This window comes from Trueperella sp. HMSC08H06 (genome assembly GCF_001808465.1).
In the GTDB taxonomy this organism is placed as follows: Bacteria; Actinomycetota; Actinomycetes; order Actinomycetales; family Actinomycetaceae; genus Trueperella; species Trueperella bernardiae.
On record NZ_KV793371.1, the window covers coordinates 1 to 18167 of the forward strand.

Genomic DNA, 18167 nt, shown 5'->3' on the forward strand with positions numbered 1-18167 from the left:
GAGTAGGACACCGCCGTCACCAAACTTGATCGTGAGCCCCGGCCCTGTGTGGTCGGGGCTCACTACTATACCCAGTCACGGCTTATGGCGGTGTGTGATCATGGCCGTAGCTTCGGGTGGTCAGGCTTTATCCCTGCGCAGCACCACGACCACACACCGCACAACCAGCGCACAAGTACGTACGTAACGGACGAGTTAGGAAGGGGAGAATTGGCATGCCGCAAGCGCCCGATTCGTATAACCCGTTCGCGCGTGCAGGTAGCTCCGTCTCCACGTACGTGGACGTTCGGCCCGGCTACCCCACCTCCGCGCTGGAAGGGCTGGTGTTCGACTCCGACGTCGTCGTTGATGTGGGAGCCGGGACGGGGAAGCTGACCGCGACGCTCGCGAGCCTGGCGGGGGAGGTGTGGGCGGTTGAGCCGTCGGGGGATATGCGTGTCGGTTTCACGCGGGCCCTGCCTAACTTCCCGACCGAGCGGCTACTCGACGCAACGGCCGAACACCTCCCGTTCGCAGATGCCTCCGTGGACGTGCTTGCTTTCGGGCAATGCTGGCACTGGCTTGACGAGCGGGCGGCGGCACGTGAGTCCGCGCGCGTGGTCAAGCCCGGCGGGCGCGTGCTCATCCTCTACAACCAGTTTGACGTGCGTCAGGCTTGGGTGCACAGACTGGCGCGGATCATGCGCTCGGGGGACGTGCACCGGATCGATCGCGTCCCGGACCTGCGCATCCCCGGCCATCACGGCCACATGGAGCGTCCGTTCACGGAGCCAGAGTTGCACGCCAACACCTGGCTCGACCCGCTGCTCCCGGAGCAGATTGCGCGGCTGGGGACGACGCGGTCGTCGTGGTTACAGGCTTCGCCTGAGGGTCGGGCACGGATGCGCGCCAACCTCGAGTGGTACATGTTCAAGCACTTGAGCTGGCGTGACGACGCCGTGGTGGGGGTGCCGTACCAGTTGCAGGTATGGACCGCCACACGTTTTGTCGGAGCGGGCCGCTACGATAGCGCTTAGTAGAGAGAAAAGAGGAGATCGTGCCACAGCTTCGTTCAGCGACGTCAACCACGGGACGCAACATGGCGGGTGCTCGCGCGCTTTGGCGGGCAACCGGTATGGGGGCAGAGGATTTCGGTAAGCCGATCATCGCGGTGGCCAACTCATTCACTCAGTTCGTTCCGGGCCACGTGCACCTCAAAGACATGGGCCAGCTGGTTATCAAGGCTATTGAGGCTGCAGGCGGCGTGGGCAAGGAGTTTAACACGATCGCGGTGGATGACGGTATCGCGATGGGGCACGATGGGATGCTCTACTCTCTGCCGAGCCGGGAGATTATCGCGGACTCGGTGGAGTACATGGTCAACGCCCACTGCGCGGACGCGCTGGTGTGCATCTCGAACTGTGACAAGATCACGCCGGGCATGCTGATGGCCGCGATGCGGCTTAACATCCCGGTGGTGTTCGTCTCGGGAGGGCCGATGGAGTCGGGCAAGCCGGTGCAGGGCGTGGCGGATCACAACATTGACCTCATTGACGCGATGGCGCAGTCGGTGAATGATGCGGTGAGTGACGCCCAGCTGCTCGCGATTGAAGAGAACGCGTGCCCCACGTGTGGATCGTGCTCGGGGATGTTCACGGCGAATTCGATGAACTGCCTCACGGAGGCGCTTGGCCTGTCGCTGCCGGGTAATGGGTCCACGCTGGCCACGGCTGCGCGGCGCCGGGACCTGTTTGAGCGGGCGGGTGAGCTGATCGTGGAGCTGTGCCACCGCTATTACGACGACGGCGACGAGTCGGTCCTCCCGCGCTCGATCGCCACCCCGGGCGCGTTCCGCAACGCGATGACGATGGACATCGCGATGGGCGGGTCCACGAACACGGTGCTGCACATCCTGGCCGCGGCCCATGAGGGCGAGGTGGACTTCTCGATCGCGGACATCGACGCGCTCTCTCGCCGCACGCCCTGCCTGGCGAAGGTGGCCCCGAATTCCACGCGCTACCACATGGAGGATTTCCACCGGGCGGGCGGCATCCCCGCGATCCTCGGCGAACTCGACCGGGGCGGCCTGCTCGACCGCAGCGTTCACGCCATCCACGCCCCCTCGCTCGAGGACTGGCTGGGGGAGTGGGACGTCCGCGGCGGCAGCGCCTCGGCGGCTGCGAAGGACCTGTTCACGGTGGCCCCGGGCGGGATCCGCACCACGCAGGCGTTCTCGCAGGATCGGCGCTATGAGTCGATTGACGACGACGCGGCGGTCGGCTGCATCCGCGACCTTGGCCACGCCTACACTGCCGACGGCGGCCTGTGCGTCCTGTTCGGCAACCTGGCGAAGGACGGGGCAGTCATCAAGACGGCTGGCATTGACGAATCGCTTTTCCACTTCGAGGGGCCGGCCCGCGTGGTCGAATCGCAGGAGGCAGCGATCGAGCTGATTTTGTCGAAGCAGGTGGTGCCGGGCGACGTCGTCGTGATCCGGTACGAGGGCCCCAAGGGCGGGCCGGGAATGCAGGAGATGCTGTACCCCACGTCGTTCCTTAAGGGCCTGGGCCTGGGGAAGACGTGTGCGCTGATTACGGACGGGCGGTTCTCGGGTGGAACGTCGGGCCTGTCGATCGGGCACATTTCGCCGGAGGCGGCCTCGGGCGGCATGATCGGGCTCATCGAGGAGGGGGACCGGATCGTGATTGACGTCCCTACGCGTCTGCTCAAGCTGGACGTGTCGGACGAAGAGCTGGCGCGGCGTCGGGCGGAGAAGGGCGAGGCGCCCTGGGCGCCGAACCGCGACCGCACGGTCTCCAAGGCCCTGCGCGCGTATGCGGCGATGGCGACGTCGGCGTCCTCGGGCGCGGTCCGCCAAATCTAGGCCTGGACGTGTTGGTGGGCAGTGGTCCGCCAGGTGTGAAAGCGAGACGTAGGACTTGCGTCGATCATTGCTCGCGCTTGCGATGGGTATAGTATCGGCGGGTTTGTTAACGATCTGAATGGATTGGTTATGGGAGACGAGAAATACCCTGACACTCTTGAGGAAAAGGCGCGGGCGATTCTCGCATACGGCAGACTACTGCTGGCTTCTGGCGCGGGTGCGTATCGTGTGAAGTACTCGATGGCGCGCGCTGCCCATCAGCTCGGAATTAGCAGGCTTGAAGCGTCCGTCACAATGACGGATATCACCGTAACCGCGTGGGAGAACGGGCGCTCACAGACGGACTTTACTGAGCAGCGTCACGTGGGAGTGAACTCTCGACGCCTTGATGTCTTGTCCGAGATCGGCACCCAGGACCTTAAGGTACGTAGCGTGTCCCACCTGCGCTCGCTCTTGGAGCAGACGGTCAAGCAGGATCGGCACTGGGGGATGTGGACCACCGTGTTCGCGGCGGCGTTCGCGTGTGCAGCATTCTGCTTCCTCAATGGTGGGCGCGTCGTCGAATGTACCACGGTGTTTTTCGCGGCCGGCATTGGCCAGCTTGTCCGTAAGCTGATGCTTAAGCGCAATTATGCCCACTTCTTCATTTGGGTCGTGTGTGGCATGGTCTCCCCGCTGGTGTACATGGGGATCTTGTCCATGTTGGCCTCCTTTGGCCACGTCCTGCAGCTGAGCCACCAGGCGGGTCTGATCTCGGCGATCTTGTTCCTCATTCCGGGATTCCCGTTAACCACCGCGATGCTTGACTTCGTGCGTTCCGATTTTCAGTCCGCGTTGGCACGGTTCTCCTATTGTGTGATGGTACTTGGATCGGCGGGGTTGCCTTTATGGGCCGTGACCCACGCCACGAATTGGGACGTGGTGGGTGCCGCTCCCATGGCGTTGCCGTTCGCGCTGAACCTGTCCTTGCAGATCCTGTGTTCCTTCGTTGCGGCGGGTGGCTTTGCCATCCTTTTTAATGCCGCGTGGAAGGTGGCGCTTCTGGCAGCTGGCGTGGCCGCGCTGACCAACCCGACCCGCCTGATCCTCCAGAACTATTCGGGCATTCCGTGGCAGATCGCGGTGGGATTGGCGGCCTTCGTTGCTGGTTTGTGTGCGACGTTCGTGGCATGGCGGACCACCCATTCCCGTGTTTCTCTCTCCGTACCGTCTGTGGTGATCATGATTCCGGGCGTGCCGTTCTACCGCGCGTTGGTGGCGATCAACGAGGGCAACTTGTCGATTGCGTTGACGACGATCGCGGAGGTTTTCTTCGTGATCATGGCGATCGGATTCGGCTTGGCGTTCTCCCGTGCGGTCACGGATCGAGGCTGGTTGCACGATCGTGACACGACCAAGCTGGCCGATAGCTATCTGGAGGATCGTGCAAACTAGCGCCCGGGTCTGAACGTATTCTGTCTTGCTGCTTTCGGTGGGAATAACGCGGCTTTCCGGGGATAATGGATGAAGGTCTCGTTCTTAGGAAAGGTAGAGGATGACGGGGTTTCTGGAGTTCTTCGCTGAAGAACCAGTGTTGCTTGCGTTCTTGCTTATCGGCATAGGCATGATTTTTGGCCACATCAAGGTGAAGGGAGTGTCCCTTGGTGCGGCGGCGGTGCTGTTTGCGGCGATTGCGTTTTCTGCTTTTGCGAAGTCTCACGGAATCGACATTGCGATTAGCGCGAAGATTGGCCATCTCGGGTTGGCCCTGTTCACCTTTGCGATCGGCAATAACTCTGGCCCGTCGTTCTTTGAAAACGTCCGGAGGGCGCTCGGGCCGATGGCCGCGCTCGTTGTCATTTACTTCCTGACGGGCGGGGTTGGATACGTTGTTGGGCGCTTTGTGCTCGGGATGGACACCGCGCTGGTTGCAGGAACGTTCGCGGGTGCGTTGACGAACACTCCGGCGTTGGCGGCTGCCGCGGAGGCGTCGGGATTTGAGGCGCAGGCGACTGTCGGTTACTCGATTTCTTACCTGTTCGGCGTGATCGGAATGATGATTGCTGCTGCGATCGCGTTGCGTAATTCCGCAGCGGATACCGATAAACCGACGCCGATCACGCACATGAATCTGCGCGTGGACCGTGACGACAACCCCCGTGTGGGGGCGATCCTTGGCCTGTTTAAGAACCCGCCGGAAATCTCGCGTATGCGGCGCGGTGAGGAGGGGCCGATCTGGATCCCCACGAAGCATGACGTCCTGGAGAAGGGTGACCTGCTGACGGTCGTTGGGCCCGTGCATGAGCTGGAAGAGCTGAAGACGATGGTGGGTCACCAGTCGTCGCATTCGTTGCGTGCGGACCGGCGTTATCTCGATTTCCGGCGCATCACGGTGTCTGAGCCGAAGATCGCGGGCAAGACGATCGCGGAGCTTGACGAGATCCTGTTTAACAAGTTCGGCGCCACGGTTTCGCGTGTTCGCCGCGGGGATTCTGACATGCTTGCCGTTCCCGAATTCATGATTGAAATGGGTGATCGCGTGCGCGTGATTGGCCCGACGTCGAACATGAAGCTTATCTCCAAGTTCTTTGGCGATTCGGCGCGCGGTTTTTCGGATCTGAACCCGGTGGCTCTGGGGCTTGGGATGGCGCTCGGCATAGCGTTCGGTGTCATCCGTTTCCCGTTGCCGGGTGGCAGCACGTTCGCCATCGGTGCGGCGGCGGGTACGCTGCTGGTCGGCTTGGTCTTTGGCCGCGTCGGCCGTATCGGTAAGCAGATTACGGCGCTGCCGAATACGACGTGTGCTGTCCTGTCTGAGTTGGGCCTGCTGATCTTCCTCGCGCAGGCGGGAACCACTGCGGGTGGCCAGATCGCTCTGGCCTTCGAATCCGGTACGTGGATCCAGATCCTTCTGCTCGGTGTTCTCTTCACCTCGACCTTGGCCATCAGCTTGTACCTTACGATGCGCTACGTGTTCAAGATGGGCGGCACGCAGCTGTCCGGCCTGCTCGGCGGAGCGCAGACACAGCCGGCGGTCCTCGCTTTCGCCAATGGGCGAACGAACTCCGATCCGCGCGTCGCGCTCGGATATGCCTTGGTTTACCCGATTGCGATGATCGGCAAGATCCTGGTGGCGACCATCCTCGGCTCGATGCCGTAGCGATCCCGCCCGGCGGCTCGGTTTGGCGTTCGGGCAGCATTGGCACGACGCCGGAGCGGCGCGGCTTGACTGCACGACGCCGTCGCGCCATCTGATACCGGCCGATGAGGGGCCCGGAACCGCGCGGTTCCGGGCCCTTCGGCTTCCCGGCGTCCAGCCTGCGGCCTCACGGAACGAGCCCCCGTCATCCCGCCAGCAGGCCGGCAGCGAAGACCATGATCCAGCATGTGAGATCTTTCGGGAAAGATTTGGCCGGCTCTTTGGCGGCAGTCTACGATCGGCATATGTCGATTATTCTCGTAGTAGTTCAGCGCACCTGCAGGTAACGCTGTCCTGCGGTGCGCCCCTCGAAACTCGGGGGGTTTTTTCATGCGTGAATGACCGGCACTGAAATTTCAAGGAGGAACCATGGCACTAGGGCCAACGCCACCGAAGGCTAAGGAAGAGCCGACGACTATCCGTGAGAAAACCACGGGTGCGCGAGCGGTTATTCGCTCGCTTGAGGAGCTGGGCGTCAAGACCATTTTTGGTCTGCCAGGTGGTGCCGCGTTGCCTCTGTATGACGCGATCTTTGAGTCGTCCATTCGCCACATCTTGGTCCGCCACGAGCAGGGCGCGGGGCACGCGGCGGAGGGCCTGGCGGTGTCCACGGGCGAGGTCGGGGTGTGCATGGCCACCTCGGGCCCAGGCGCCTCGAACCTGGTGACGGCGCTGCTGGATGCGAACCTTGACTCGGTGCCGCTGGTGGCAATCACGGGCCAGGTGGGCGCTAGCCTGATCGGCACGGACGCCTTCCAGGAGGCGGACATCATCGGGGCCACCTACCCGCTGGCCAAGCACTCTTTCCTTATCACGGATGCGAACGAGATCCCGGCCCGCATCGCGGAGGCCTACCACCTGGCCCGCTCGGGCCGCCCGGGCCCGGTGCTGGTGGACGTCACGAAGTCGGCGCAGAACGAGGAGTGCGAGTTCGTGTGGCCGCCGAAGATGGAGCTGCCCGGCTACAGCCCGCAGACCAGGCCGAGCCTGCGCCAGGTGCGTGAGGCGGCGCGCATGATCGCGGCCGCCTCCAAGCCGGTATTCTATGTGGGCGGCGGCGCGATCCGCTCCCGCGCTCATGAGGAGCTGGCCCAGCTAGTGGAGATGACAGGCATCCCGGTGGTCACCACCCTCAACGCTCGCGGCGCCTTCCCCGATTCGGATCGCCACCACCTGGGCATGCCGGGCATGCACGGGGCGGTCCCGGCCGTCGTCGCCCTGCAAAAGTCGGACCTGCTCATCACGCTCGGCGCCCGCTTCGATGACCGGGTCACGGGCAAGCTGGACGAGTTCGCGCCGGAGGCGAAGGTCATCCACGCGGACATCGACCCGGCGGAGTTCGGCAAGAACCGGGCGGTCGACGTCGCGCTGCAGGGCGACCTGCGTCTCACGATCGAGGCACTGATCGACGAGATCCCGGACGCCTTCGAGCAGTACGGCACCCCGGACCTGGCGGCATGGTGGGCGTTCCTCGACCGCATGAGCGAGACCTACCCGGTGGGCTACGAGGAGCCGGAGGACGGGCTGATGAGCCCGCAGTATGTCCTGTCGCGCCTGGGTGCGCTCGCGGGAGACTCGATCTTCTCCACGGGAGTGGGCCAGCATCAGATGTGGGCCCAGCAGTTCATCCCGCTCCAGTTCCCGGGCCAGCTCGTCACCTCGTGTGGCGCGGGCACGATGGGCTACGGCGTGCCGGCCGCGATGGGCGCGAAGGTGGGCAACCCGGACAAGACGGTGTGGTGTATCGACGGCGATGGCTCGTTCCAGATGACCAACCAGGAGCTCGCCACCTGCCGCCTCAACGACATCCCGATTAAGGTCGCCCTCATCAATAACTCGTCGCTGGGCATGGTGCGCCAGTGGCAGAACCTGTTCTACGACGGGCGTTTCTCCCACACGGACCTCAACACGGGCCACGGCACGCGCCGCATCCCGGACTTCGTCAAGATGGCCGACGCCTACGATTGCCACGGGATCCGTGTGGAGCGCCCGGAGGACGTAGACGCAGCGATCACCGAGGCGATGAGCATTAATGACCGTCCGGTCGTCGTGGAGTTCGTGGTCTCCCCGGATTCGATGGTGTGGCCGATGGTGCCCTCGGGCGTCTCCAACGATGACATCCTGTACGCGCGCGATATGCGACCCAAGCATGAGGAGGAACAAGCATGATCAGCCACCGCCGCACCCTGTCCGTTCTGGTGGAGAACAAGCCGGGCGTGCTTGCTCGCGTCTCTGGCCTCTTTGCCCGCCGCGCGTTCAACATTCACTCACTCGCGGTGGGGCCCACGGAGGACCCGGAGCTGTCGCGTATCACCCTGGTGGTCGACACCTCCGAGGTGTCTTTCGACCAGATCACGAAGCAGCTGAACAAGCTCATCAACGTCATCAAGATCTCCGAGCTGGAGCGCGACCTGTCGGTTCAGCGCAAGCTGGTCCTCATCAAGGTCCGCGCCGACGATTCGTCACGCACGAACGTCATCCAGGTGGTTGAGCTGTTCCGGGCGAAGATTGTCGACGTTGTCCCGGACGCGGTCACGATCGAGGCCACCGGCTCAGATGACAAGATTAACGCCCTCCTGTCCGCCCTGGAGCCGTATGGTGTGAAGGAGATCGTCCAGTCGGGATCCGTCGCGATTTCACGCGGGTCACGTTCCATGACCGAAGTTGTCAAGGCCGAGCGCAAGCAGTTGCGCGGAGCATAAATCGAAGGAGTAGACATGGCAGAGATTTTTTACGACGACGATGCGGATCTGTCCCTCATCCAGTCTAAGAAGGTGGCCGTCATTGGTTACGGTTCGCAGGGTCATGCTCACGCGCTGAACTTGCGCGACTCGGGGGTCGACGTCGTCGTTGGCCTTCGTCCGGGTTCGACCTCGATCGCGAAGGCCGAGGACCAGGGGCTGAAGGTAGCCACGATTGAGGAGGCGGTGGCGCAGGCCGACGTCGTCATGATCCTCACCCCGGACCAGCACCAGCGCAAGGTGTATGCCGAGCAGATCGCCCCGCATCTGTTGGACGACGCGGCACTGTTCTTCGCCCACGGCTTCAACATCCGCTTCGGCTACATTAAGCCCGACGCCGGCCACGACATTTGCATGGTGGCCCCGAAGGGCCCGGGTCACACGGTTCGTCGCCAGTTCGAGGACGGGCGTGGCGTGCCGGATATCGTGGCAGTGGAGCAGGACGCGTCGGGCCAGGCGTGGGATCTGGCGCTGTCGTACGCGAAGGCGATCGGCGGCACGCGCGCTGGCGTCATCAAGACCACGTTCACTGAGGAAACCGAGACGGACCTGTTCGGCGAGCAGGCGGTGCTGTGTGGCGGCGTGTCCCAGCTCATCCAGTACGGTTTTGAGGTGCTGACGGAGGCGGGCTACCAGCCAGAGATCGCCTACTTTGAGGTGCTGCACGAGATGAAGCTCATCGTTGACCTCATTAATGAGGGAGGCCTGACCAAGCAGCGTTGGTCGATTTCAGACACGGCCGAGTACGGCGACTACGTCTCTGGCCCGCGCGTCATCACCCCGCAGGTCAAGGAGAACATGAAGGAGGTCCTGGCCGACATTCAGGACGGCACCTTCGCGGAGCGCTTCATCGCGGATCAGGACAACGGCGCGGCTGAGTTCAAGGAGCTACGCGCCAAGGGCGAGGGCCACCCGATTGAGAAGGTGGGCGTGGAGCTGCGCAAGATGTTTGCCTGGGGCACAATCGACGCCGACTACACGGACGGCTCGGCGGCCCGCTAAGGGAAACCGGGGGTGGGGGCGGCCGCGGGTCGCCCCCACTTTTGCACCTGTTTTTGGATATTTCGCCTTTTGGCGGGTAAGTGTCGGAGCCAGCGGCTACGATGAATGTGAAGTTCAGTGCCGAACACTCGAGGAGCATTACGTGTCCGCTTTCCGCATCGAAGAAGACCTGCTTGGGCCGCGTCAGATCCCGAACGATGTCTACTACGGCGTGCATACCCTGCGCGCGAAGGAGAATTTCCCGATCTCGGGCCGCACGATCAACGACACCCCGGAATTCATCCGGGCGATGGTGATGGTGAAGAAGGCGGAGGCGCTCGCGAATCGGGACAAGCGGGTGTTGCCGGAGGATCTGGCGAAAGCGATTGTGGCAGCCTGTGACCTCATCTTGAACGAGGGCCGGTGCATGGACCAGTTCCCGGTGGACGCGTTCCAGGGCGGGGCAGGCACGTCGGTGAACATGAATACGAACGAGGTGGTGGCCAACCTCGCTCTTGAGCTGCTGGGTAAGGAAAAGGGCGATTACGACGTCGTTCATCCCAATGATCACGTAAACAAGTCCCAGTCCACGAATGACGCCTACCCGACGGGGTTCCGCGTGGCACTGTACAAGATGTGCGAGGCTTTTATTGGGGAGCTGGATGCGCTGCGCACGTCGTTTGATCGGATCGCGCAGGCGAACATGCACGTGTTGAAGATGGGCCGCACGCAGCTGCAGGATGCCGTGCCGATGACGGTGGGGCAGGAGTTCGCGGCCTACTCGGTGCTGATGGAGGAGGAGGCGCGGAATGTGCGCCGGCAGATGGAGCTGCTGCTCGAGGTGAACTTGGGCGCCACCGCGATTGGTACGAAGCTCAACACCCCGGATGGGTTCCAGGAGGCCGTGGTGGCGCGCCTGGCGGAGGTGACGGGGTTGGCGGTGCAGTCGGCGCCGAACCTCATTGAGGCCACCTCGGACACGGGCGCTTACGTGGCGATGTCTAGCGCGTTTAAGCGAATTGCTACGAAGGTGTCGATGATTTGTAATGACCTGCGCCTGCTGTCGTCGGGCCCGCGCGCGGGTTTGAATGAGATCAATTTGCCGCAGATGCAGGCCGGTTCGTCGATCATGCCGGCGAAGGTGAACCCGGTGATCCCGGAGGTGGTGAACCAGGTGTGCTTCAAGGTGATCGGCAACGATTTGACGGTGACGATGGCCTCCGAGGCGGGCCAGTTGCAGCTGAATGTGATGGAGCCGGTGATCGGGCAGTGCCTGTTCGAGGACATCGAGCTTTTGACGAACGCGCTCGCCACGTTGCGCGTGCGGTGCATTGACGGGATCACGGTCAATGAGGAAATCTGCAAGGCCTATGTGATGAATTCCATCGGCATTATTACGTATCTGAACGAGCTTATTGGCCACAAACACGGCGATGCCATCGGCCGTGAGGCCGCCCAGACCGGGCGGGGGATTCGGGAGCTCGTGCTGGAGGCGGGGCTGCTGTCGGAGGAGGAGCTCGACCGCGCGTTATCGGTGGAAAACCTTATTAATCCGGTCTATATGGGTGAAGTCTACGATTAACGACGCCGTCGCCCTGTTCGCGGCCGCCCGCGAATCTTCAACCGTTCCTCAACAGGCGCGGCACCAGTTTTCAGCGAATTGGTGCCGCGCCTGCTTCCGTGATGGGATCACTTCTTTGTGTGATGGGATTCCTTCTCGCGTACCGGGTCTGCCGGCGTGCTGGGCCTGCTTCCGGGTGTGCGCATCCTGCACAATTATCTCGTTTGCCACACCTGTCACGGTCGGCGGCAGGTTGCACCCGGCAGTTCCGTCAGAAGTCGTGAATCTGGGGTCCGCCAGGTCGATATAGCATCGGTAGCCGGTATTTTCACGAGTTCTGTCGGCTAGGCCCCGAGTCGCAGGATAATCGGCCGCCCCACCGGCCAGCCCCAGCCCAACGTCCGGATCGTGGTCCGCCAATCCCGAGGCGCGGACATTGCCTAGACTTGCCCCATGGCTATTGAACTTGCAGTTATCCCTGGTGATGGCATTGGCCCCGAAGTTGTGGCCGAGGGCCTGAAGGTGCTTTCCGCCGTGGCTGGTGATGTTGATTTTGCCCTCACCCACTATGACCTCGGCGCGGGCCGCTACCACCGCACGGGCGAGGTCCTCACGGACGCCGAGCTCGAGGAGATCAAGGGCAAGGACGCGATCCTGTTGGGCGCGGTGGGCGATCCGTCGATGCCGTCGGGCGTGCTCGAGCGCGGCCTGCTGCTCAAGCTGCGCTTTGACCTGGACCAGTACGTCAACCTGCGCCCCTCCAAGTACTACCCGGGCGTGCCCACGCCCCTAGCCAACCCCGGCGACATCGACTTCGTCGTGGTCCGCGAGGGCACCGAGGGGCTGTATGCCGGCAATGGTGGTAACCTGCGCGAGGGCACGGACCAGGAGATCGCCACGGAGGTCTCGATCAACACCCGCTTCGGGGCGGAGCGCGTGGTGCGCTTCGCATTCGAGCAGGCGCGTGCGCGCCGCAAGAAGCTTACGCTCGTCCACAAGCACAACGTCCTCGTTCACGCCGGCCACCTGTGGCGCCGCACGGTGGAGGAGGTCGGCGCCGAGTACCCGGACGTCACCACCGACTATCTGCACGTGGACGCCGCCACGATCTTCCTGGTCACGGACCCGGGCCGCTTCGACGTGATCGTCACCGACAACCTTTTCGGTGACATCCTCACGGACGAAGCTGGCGCGGTCACGGGCGGAATCGGGCTGGCGGCGTCGGGAAACATCAACCCGAACCGCACGTTCCCCTCGATGTTCGAACCCGTCCACGGTTCGGCCCCGGACATCGCGGGCAAGGGCATCGCGGACCCGATTGCCACGATCTCCTCGGTGGCGCTCATGCTGGACTTCCTGGGCTATCCGGAGCTGGGGGAGAGGGTGCGCGCTGCCGTCGACGCTGACATGGCAACTCGCGCCGAGGCGGCGGCCTCAGGCCGGCCCCTGGTCCGCACCACCGCCCAGATTGGCGATGCGATCGTGGCCCTGCTCGAGCGGTAGAATTGGGGAGAAGGAAGGACTCTCATGCGTCAGCACACGGAACTCGAGAAACTGTCGGCCCAGCCGGTTCAAAGCGCCGATAGCTTTGCCGGCACGTTCGCGCTCCAGCCGAACAAGGTCCTGAAGTCGGAGGCCGAGTACGGCCGGATCATGGCCAACTTGGGCTTCGGCACCGACTTTTCTGACTACATGGCCCACGCCACCTGGACCGCGGAGAACGGCTGGCACAACAAGGAAATCGCTCCCTACGGCCCGCTCAGCCTGGACCCGGCCGGCGCGATCCTCCACTATGGCCAGGAGGCCTTCGAAGGAATGAAGGCCTACCGTCACGATGACGGCTCGATCTGGACCTTCCGCCCCACCTACAACGCGGCGCGCATCAACATGTCGTGCAGGCGGCTCGCGATCCCGGAGATCCCGTTGGCTGATTTTATGGGCTCGATCGTGGACCTCGTGCGTGCGGACGCGCGCTGGGTGCCCTCCGCGCCGGGTAGCTCGCTATACCTGCGCCCCTTCGTCTTCGCTTCCGAGGCCTTCCTGGGTGTGCGAGCCGCCACGCGGTACGAGTACTTGGTGATTGCCTCGCCGTCGGGCGCCTACTTCCCGAATGGGCTCAAGCCGATTAATGTCTTCGTGGACCGCGACTACCACCGCGCCGGCCCCGGCGGGATGGGCGACGTCAAGACCGGCGGGAACTACGCCGCCTCGCTCCTTCCCAAGGTCACGGCGCACGACGCCGGCTTCGACGAGGTGCTCTTCATGGACGCGGCCACCAACACCAACATCGACGAGCTGGGCGGCATGAACGTGTTCGTGGTCATGGCTGACGGCTCGGTCAAGACCCCGAAGCTGACGGGCAACATCCTGCCCGGCGGCACACGCTCCTCGATCCTGCAGTTCCTCGAGTCCGAGGGCGCGGCCGTGAGCGAGGAGACCATCTCGCTGGCGTCGGTGGTGGACGGCATTCAGTCGGGCGATGTGGCGGAGATGTTCGCGTGCGGCACGGCCGCCGTTGTCACCCCGATCGGGCGCTTGGCCTCCGGGGACTTCGACGTGGAGGTGCCGGTGGGGGAGAAGACCGCCGCGATCTACGACGAACTGACCGCCATCCAGCTCGGCCACCGCGAGGACCGCTTCGGCTGGCTGTACAAGATCGCTGACGCCTAGCCAATGAAGGTCTTCATCTACGACACAACCTTGCGTGACGGCGCCCAGATGGAGGGCATCAGCCTGTCCGTGGCGGACAAAATCGCGATGCTCCCGCACATCGAGGCGATGGGCGCGGACTACATCGAGGGTGGCTGGCCGGGCGCGATCCCGCGTGACACGGAGTTCTTCGAGGCGCTCAAGGCGCGTAACCCGCTGAGGTCCGCCACGCTCACCGCATTTGGCGCCACCGCCAAGGCCGAGGTGGCCGCCGCGGAGGACCCGCAAGTGGCGGCGCTCGTGGACTCGGGTGCGCCGGTCATCTGCCTGGTCGCCAAGTCCGACATCCGCCACGTGCTCGGCGCGCTACGCACCACCGCCGAGGAAAACCTGCGCATGGTCCGCGACACGGTCACCTACCTGCGCTCGTGCGGGCGCGAGGTCATGGTGGACATGGAACACTTCTTCGACGGCTTTTCCGCCGACTCCGACTACGCCACCGCCGTCGTCGCCGAGGCGCTCGCGGCAGGGGCCAGCTGGGCCATCCTGTGCGACACCAACGGTGGCTCGCTGCCCAGCCGGGTCTCCGCGACGGTCCGTGAGCTCACGGCACGGCTCGAGGCGGGCGGAGTCGTGCCCAGGCTGGGCATTCACACGCACGACGACGCCGGATGCGCCGTGGCGAACTCGATCGCGGCGGTGGAAGCCGGATGCCGGCAGGTGCAGGGCACCATCAACGGATATGGCGAACGCACGGGGAACGCGAACCTTTTGACGGTGGCGGCGAACCTGGCGCTGAAGACTGATCTGGAGGCGGTGACGGAGGCCCAGCTGGCCGACTTCACCTCCGTCTCCCACGCGATCGCGGAGTTGACGAACATGGCCCCGCAGCTGCGCCAGCCCTACGTGGGGCGCTCCTCCTTCGCGCACAAGGCCGGCCTGCACGCCTCGGCGATCCGGGTGGATCCCAACCTCTACCAGCACACTGACCCGGCGGCGGTGGGTAATGACATGCGGATGTTGGTCTCGGACATGGCTGGCCGGTCGTCCGTGGAGCTCAAATGCCGCGAGTTCGGGGTGGACCTGGCGGGCCGTAAGGAGGAGTTGCGCCTCATCACGGAGCGGGTCAAGGCCGCCGAGGCGATGGGCTACACCTACGACGCGGCGGACGCCTCCTTTGAGTTGCTCGTGCGCGAGGTGCTCGGGGAGCTGGTGAGCTACTTCGAGGTGGAGCAGTGGGCAGCGGACGTGCGCTCGGCGGCGTCGCCGTCGGAAACCGTGAGCGAGGCGCGCGTCAAGCTGCACGCTGGCGGCCAGCGGATCATGCGTATGGGGGAGGGCGTGGGCCCGGTGCACGCGCTCGACCAGGCGTTGCGCGCGGCGCTGACGCCCGTGTATGCCGAGCTGAGGGGCATGCGGCTGACGGACTTCAAGGTGCGCATCCTTGACTCGGCCGACGGCACGAGCGCCGTGACGCGCGTGCTGCTGACGATGAACGACGCGGCGGGCACGTGGACCACGGTGGGTGTGGGCGCGGACGTGATCGAGGCGGCGTGGGAGGCGCTGACGGGCGGGTATCATTACGGGCTCATCCGCTCGGGGCACCAGGCCGTTTAGCCTGATAGCGGACGCGGGGCGGTCCTTTAGTCCCATGCTGGAATAACTCCATTCAGGGTGCGCGGGGCGGTGCCCGATTTGTCGGATTTAGCCCCTGTGAGTTAGCTCCCCATAAGAGCACGAGGGGAGGAGTATCCTTAGAATTGGAGTCGAACTTAGAACGACCTAAGGAGTAACGTGACCGACGAGGTAACGACAATCCAGCAGTGGCAAGGATTCACGGAAGGCGCGTGGCAGTCTACGATCGACGTGCGCGACTTCATCCAGAAGAACTACACCCCCTACGAAGGCGACAAGAGCTTCCTCGAGGGTCCGACCGAGAAGACGTTGGAGCTGTGGAAGGAGCTTGACGAAAAGTACCTGTCGGTCGAGCGTGAGAAGCGCGTCTACGACGTCGACATCGATGTCCCGGCTGACATCGATGCCTTCGGCCCGGGCTACATCTCCGACAACGACGACGTGATCGTCGGCCTGCAGACCGACGTGCCGCTCAAGCGCGCCATGATGCCGTTCGGCGGCTGGCGCATGGTCGAAACCGCGATCCACGAGGCGGGCCTGGAGGCGAACCCGGAGGTCAAGGAGATCTTCACTCGCTACCGCAAGACCCACAACCAGGGCGTGTTCGACGTCTACACCCCGCGCATCCGCGCGGCCCGCTCCTCGCACATCATCACCGGCCTGCCCGACGCTTACGGCCGCGGCCGCATCATCGGCGACTACCGCCGCGTGGCGCTCTACGGCGTCGACCGCCTGATCGAGGAGAAGCAGGCCGACAAGCTCGCGCGCGCCGACCTGCCGTTCTCCCAGGATTGGGCCCGCGACATGGAGGAGATCTCCGAGCAGATCGCGGCCCTGAAGAAGCTGAAGAAGATGGCTGAGGGCTACGGCTTCGACATCTCCCGCCCGGCTGAGACGGCCAAGGAGGCCGTGCAGTGGACGTACTTTGGCTACCTCGGCGCGATCAAGTCCCAGGACGGCGCCGCGATGTCGTTCGGTCGCGTGTCGGCGTTCTTTGACATCTACTTCGAGCGCGACTTCGCCCGCGGCATCCTCACCGAGTCCGAGGCCCAGGAGATCATTGACTCGCTGGTGATCAAGCTGCGCATCGTGCGCTTCCTGCGCACCGAGGCCTACGACCAGATCTTCTCGGGCGATCCGTACTGGGCCACCTGGTCTGACGCGGGCTTCGGTCTGGACGGGCGCACGCTCGTCACCAAGACCTCCTTCCGTCTGCTCCAGACCCTCATGAACCTGGGCCCGGCCCCGGAGCCGAACATCACGATCTTCTGGTCCGAGCGCCTGCCCGACGGCTACAAGCGCTTCTGCGCCGAGGTCTCGATCGAAACGTCGTCCATCCAGTACGAGGCCGACCGCCAGATCTGCGGCCACTGGGGCGACGACGCGGCGATCGCCTGCTGTGTGTCCCCGATGCAGGTGGGCAAGCAGATGCAGTTCTTCGGTGCCCGCGTAAACGCGGCCAAGTCGCTGCTCTACGCGATCAACGGAGGCCGTGACGAGATGACCGGCAAGCAGGTCGTGGAAGGTCACGCGCCCATCGAGGGCGACGGCCCGCTCGACTTCGACGAGGTGTGGGAGAAGTACGAGGACATGCTCACGTGGGTTGTCGAAACCTACGTGGAGGCCCTCAACATCATCCACTGGAGCCACGACAAGTACGCCTACGAGGCGCTCGAGATGGCGCTCCACGACACGGATATCCTGCGCACGATGGGCTGCGGCATCGCCGGTCTGTCGATCGTGGCCGACTCGCTCGCCGCGATCAAGTACGCCAAGGTCTACCCGATCCGCGACGAAACCGGTCTCATTGTTGACTACCACACCGAGGGTAACTTCCCGCGTTACGGTAACGACGACGATCGCGCGGATGAGATCGCAGCCACCATCGTTCACACGGTGATGAGCAAGATCAAAGCAATCCCGATGTACCGCAACGCGGTGCCCACCCAGTCGGTGCTGACGATCACCTCCAACGTGGTCTACGGCAAGAACACCGGCAACTTCCCCTCCGGCCACCGCGCCGGCACGCCGTTCGCCCCGGGTGCCAACCCGGAAAACGGTGCTGACACGCACGGCATGCTTGCCTCCATGCTTTCGGTGGGCAAGCTTGACTACACGGATGCCCTCGACGGCATCTCGCTGACCAACACCATTGTTCCCAGCTCGCTCGGCCGTGACCGCGACGAGCAGGTCACCAACCTTGTTGGCATCATGGATGCCGGCATGGTGCACAAGGGCTAATAGAGATACACACAAGGAGATTAATCATGGCTATGACATACGATGAGCGCCTGGCTTCGATGAAGGCTCAGCGTGAGACGAACGGTGGCGTCCAGGGTCTGTACCATGCCAACGTCAACGTCCTCAACCGTGAGACTCTCGAGGACGCGATGGAGAACCCGGAGAAGTACCCGCAGCTGACCGTGCGCGTGTCCGGCTACGCGGTGAACTTCGTGCGCCTGACCCGCGAGCAGCAGCTCGACGTCCTGTCGCGCACGTTCCACGACCAGATGTAAGGTGAGTCGTTGAGGCGGGCGCGCGGGAGCCTTCCCGCGCGCC

13 protein-coding genes are annotated in these 18167 nt (G+C 63.9%); all 13 read left to right on the forward strand.

The features are described 5' to 3' along the window. Positions 1-215: 215 nt before the first annotated feature. The 13 genes from HMPREF3174_RS08805 (at position 216) to grcA2 (ending at position 18124) form a co-directional block, all read left to right on the forward strand. Positions 216-1016, forward strand: a complete 801-nt coding sequence (locus tag HMPREF3174_RS08805) for a class I SAM-dependent methyltransferase (protein ID WP_062614190.1) — start codon at positions 216-218, stop codon at positions 1014-1016. 62 nt (positions 1017-1078) lie between these two features. Next, on the forward strand, positions 1079-2863 hold the full coding sequence (gene ilvD / locus HMPREF3174_RS08810; protein WP_070448389.1) for a dihydroxy-acid dehydratase: 1785 nt from the start codon (positions 1079-1081) through the stop codon (positions 2861-2863). 129 nt (positions 2864-2992) lie between these two features. After that, the gene (locus tag HMPREF3174_RS08815) at positions 2993-4297 is read left to right on the forward strand and encodes a threonine/serine exporter family protein (protein WP_062614192.1); all 1305 of its coding nucleotides are present in this window, start codon (positions 2993-2995) and stop codon (positions 4295-4297) included. Positions 4298-4397: 100 nt separating this feature from the next. After that, positions 4398-6002: an aspartate:alanine exchanger family transporter gene (locus tag HMPREF3174_RS08820; protein WP_062614193.1), complete on the forward strand. Its 1605-nt coding sequence runs from the start codon at positions 4398-4400 to the stop codon at positions 6000-6002. 408 nt (positions 6003-6410) lie between these two features. Beyond that, positions 6411-8210: an acetolactate synthase large subunit gene (locus HMPREF3174_RS08825; RefSeq protein ID WP_070446204.1), complete on the forward strand. Its 1800-nt coding sequence runs from the start codon at positions 6411-6413 to the stop codon at positions 8208-8210. Continuing rightward, the gene (gene ilvN, locus HMPREF3174_RS08830; RefSeq protein ID WP_062614195.1) at positions 8207-8743 is read left to right on the forward strand and encodes an acetolactate synthase small subunit; all 537 of its coding nucleotides are present in this window, start codon (positions 8207-8209) and stop codon (positions 8741-8743) included. The genes HMPREF3174_RS08825 and ilvN overlap by 4 nt, the downstream gene beginning before the upstream one ends. A gap of 15 nt (positions 8744-8758) precedes the next feature. After that, complete coding sequence (gene ilvC, locus HMPREF3174_RS08835) at positions 8759-9784, forward strand: ketol-acid reductoisomerase (RefSeq protein WP_062614196.1); 1026 nt, start codon at positions 8759-8761, stop codon at positions 9782-9784. A gap of 142 nt (positions 9785-9926) precedes the next feature. Further along, positions 9927-11345, forward strand: coding sequence for an aspartate ammonia-lyase (gene aspA, locus HMPREF3174_RS08840; protein ID WP_070446202.1), 1419 nt, complete (start codon positions 9927-9929; stop codon positions 11343-11345). 432 nt (positions 11346-11777) lie between these two features. After that, on the forward strand, positions 11778-12827 hold the full coding sequence (locus tag HMPREF3174_RS08845; protein WP_070446200.1) for a 3-isopropylmalate dehydrogenase: 1050 nt from the start codon (positions 11778-11780) through the stop codon (positions 12825-12827). Positions 12828-12851: 24 nt separating this feature from the next. Beyond that, a complete protein-coding gene (locus HMPREF3174_RS08850; RefSeq protein ID WP_062614199.1) occupies positions 12852-13994 on the forward strand; it encodes a branched-chain amino acid aminotransferase in 1143 nt (380 codons plus the stop codon). A 3-nt stretch (positions 13995-13997) separates the two neighbouring features. Beyond that, the gene (gene cimA, locus HMPREF3174_RS08855; protein WP_070448390.1) at positions 13998-15590 is read left to right on the forward strand and encodes a citramalate synthase; all 1593 of its coding nucleotides are present in this window, start codon (positions 13998-14000) and stop codon (positions 15588-15590) included. A 177-nt stretch (positions 15591-15767) separates the two neighbouring features. Then, the gene (gene pflB, locus HMPREF3174_RS08860) at positions 15768-17849 is read left to right on the forward strand and encodes a formate C-acetyltransferase (protein ID WP_068539192.1); all 2082 of its coding nucleotides are present in this window, start codon (positions 15768-15770) and stop codon (positions 17847-17849) included. Between the two features lie 26 nt (positions 17850-17875). Further along, on the forward strand, positions 17876-18124 hold the full coding sequence (gene grcA2, locus HMPREF3174_RS09605) for an autonomous glycyl radical cofactor GrcA2 (RefSeq protein WP_083200644.1): 249 nt from the start codon (positions 17876-17878) through the stop codon (positions 18122-18124). Positions 18125-18167 lie beyond the last annotated feature (43 nt).

Excerpts from the sequence above, each read along its gene's own strand:
- ilvD (WP_070448389.1), top strand. The coding sequence starts at position 1,079 with ATGGCGGGTGCTCGCGCGCTTTGGCGGGCAACCGGTATGGGGGCAGAG.
- HMPREF3174_RS08820 (WP_062614193.1), top strand. The coding sequence starts at position 4,398 with ATGACGGGGTTTCTGGAGTTCTTCGCTGAAGAACCAGTGTTGCTTGCG.
- ilvN (WP_062614195.1), top strand. The coding sequence starts at position 8,207 with ATGATCAGCCACCGCCGCACCCTGTCCGTTCTGGTGGAGAACAAGCCG.
- ilvC (WP_062614196.1), top strand. The coding sequence starts at position 8,759 with ATGGCAGAGATTTTTTACGACGACGATGCGGATCTGTCCCTCATCCAG.
- grcA2 (WP_083200644.1), top strand. The coding sequence starts at position 17,876 with ATGGCTATGACATACGATGAGCGCCTGGCTTCGATGAAGGCTCAGCGT.
- cimA (WP_070448390.1), top strand. The coding sequence starts at position 13,998 with ATGAAGGTCTTCATCTACGACACAACCTTGCGTGACGGCGCCCAGATG.
- HMPREF3174_RS08815 (WP_062614192.1), top strand. The coding sequence starts at position 2,993 with ATGGGAGACGAGAAATACCCTGACACTCTTGAGGAAAAGGCGCGGGCG.
- HMPREF3174_RS08805 (WP_062614190.1), top strand. The coding sequence starts at position 216 with ATGCCGCAAGCGCCCGATTCGTATAACCCGTTCGCGCGTGCAGGTAGC.
- HMPREF3174_RS08825 (WP_070446204.1), top strand. The coding sequence starts at position 6,411 with ATGGCACTAGGGCCAACGCCACCGAAGGCTAAGGAAGAGCCGACGACT.
- HMPREF3174_RS08850 (WP_062614199.1), top strand. The coding sequence starts at position 12,852 with ATGCGTCAGCACACGGAACTCGAGAAACTGTCGGCCCAGCCGGTTCAA.
- HMPREF3174_RS08845 (WP_070446200.1), top strand. The coding sequence starts at position 11,778 with ATGGCTATTGAACTTGCAGTTATCCCTGGTGATGGCATTGGCCCCGAA.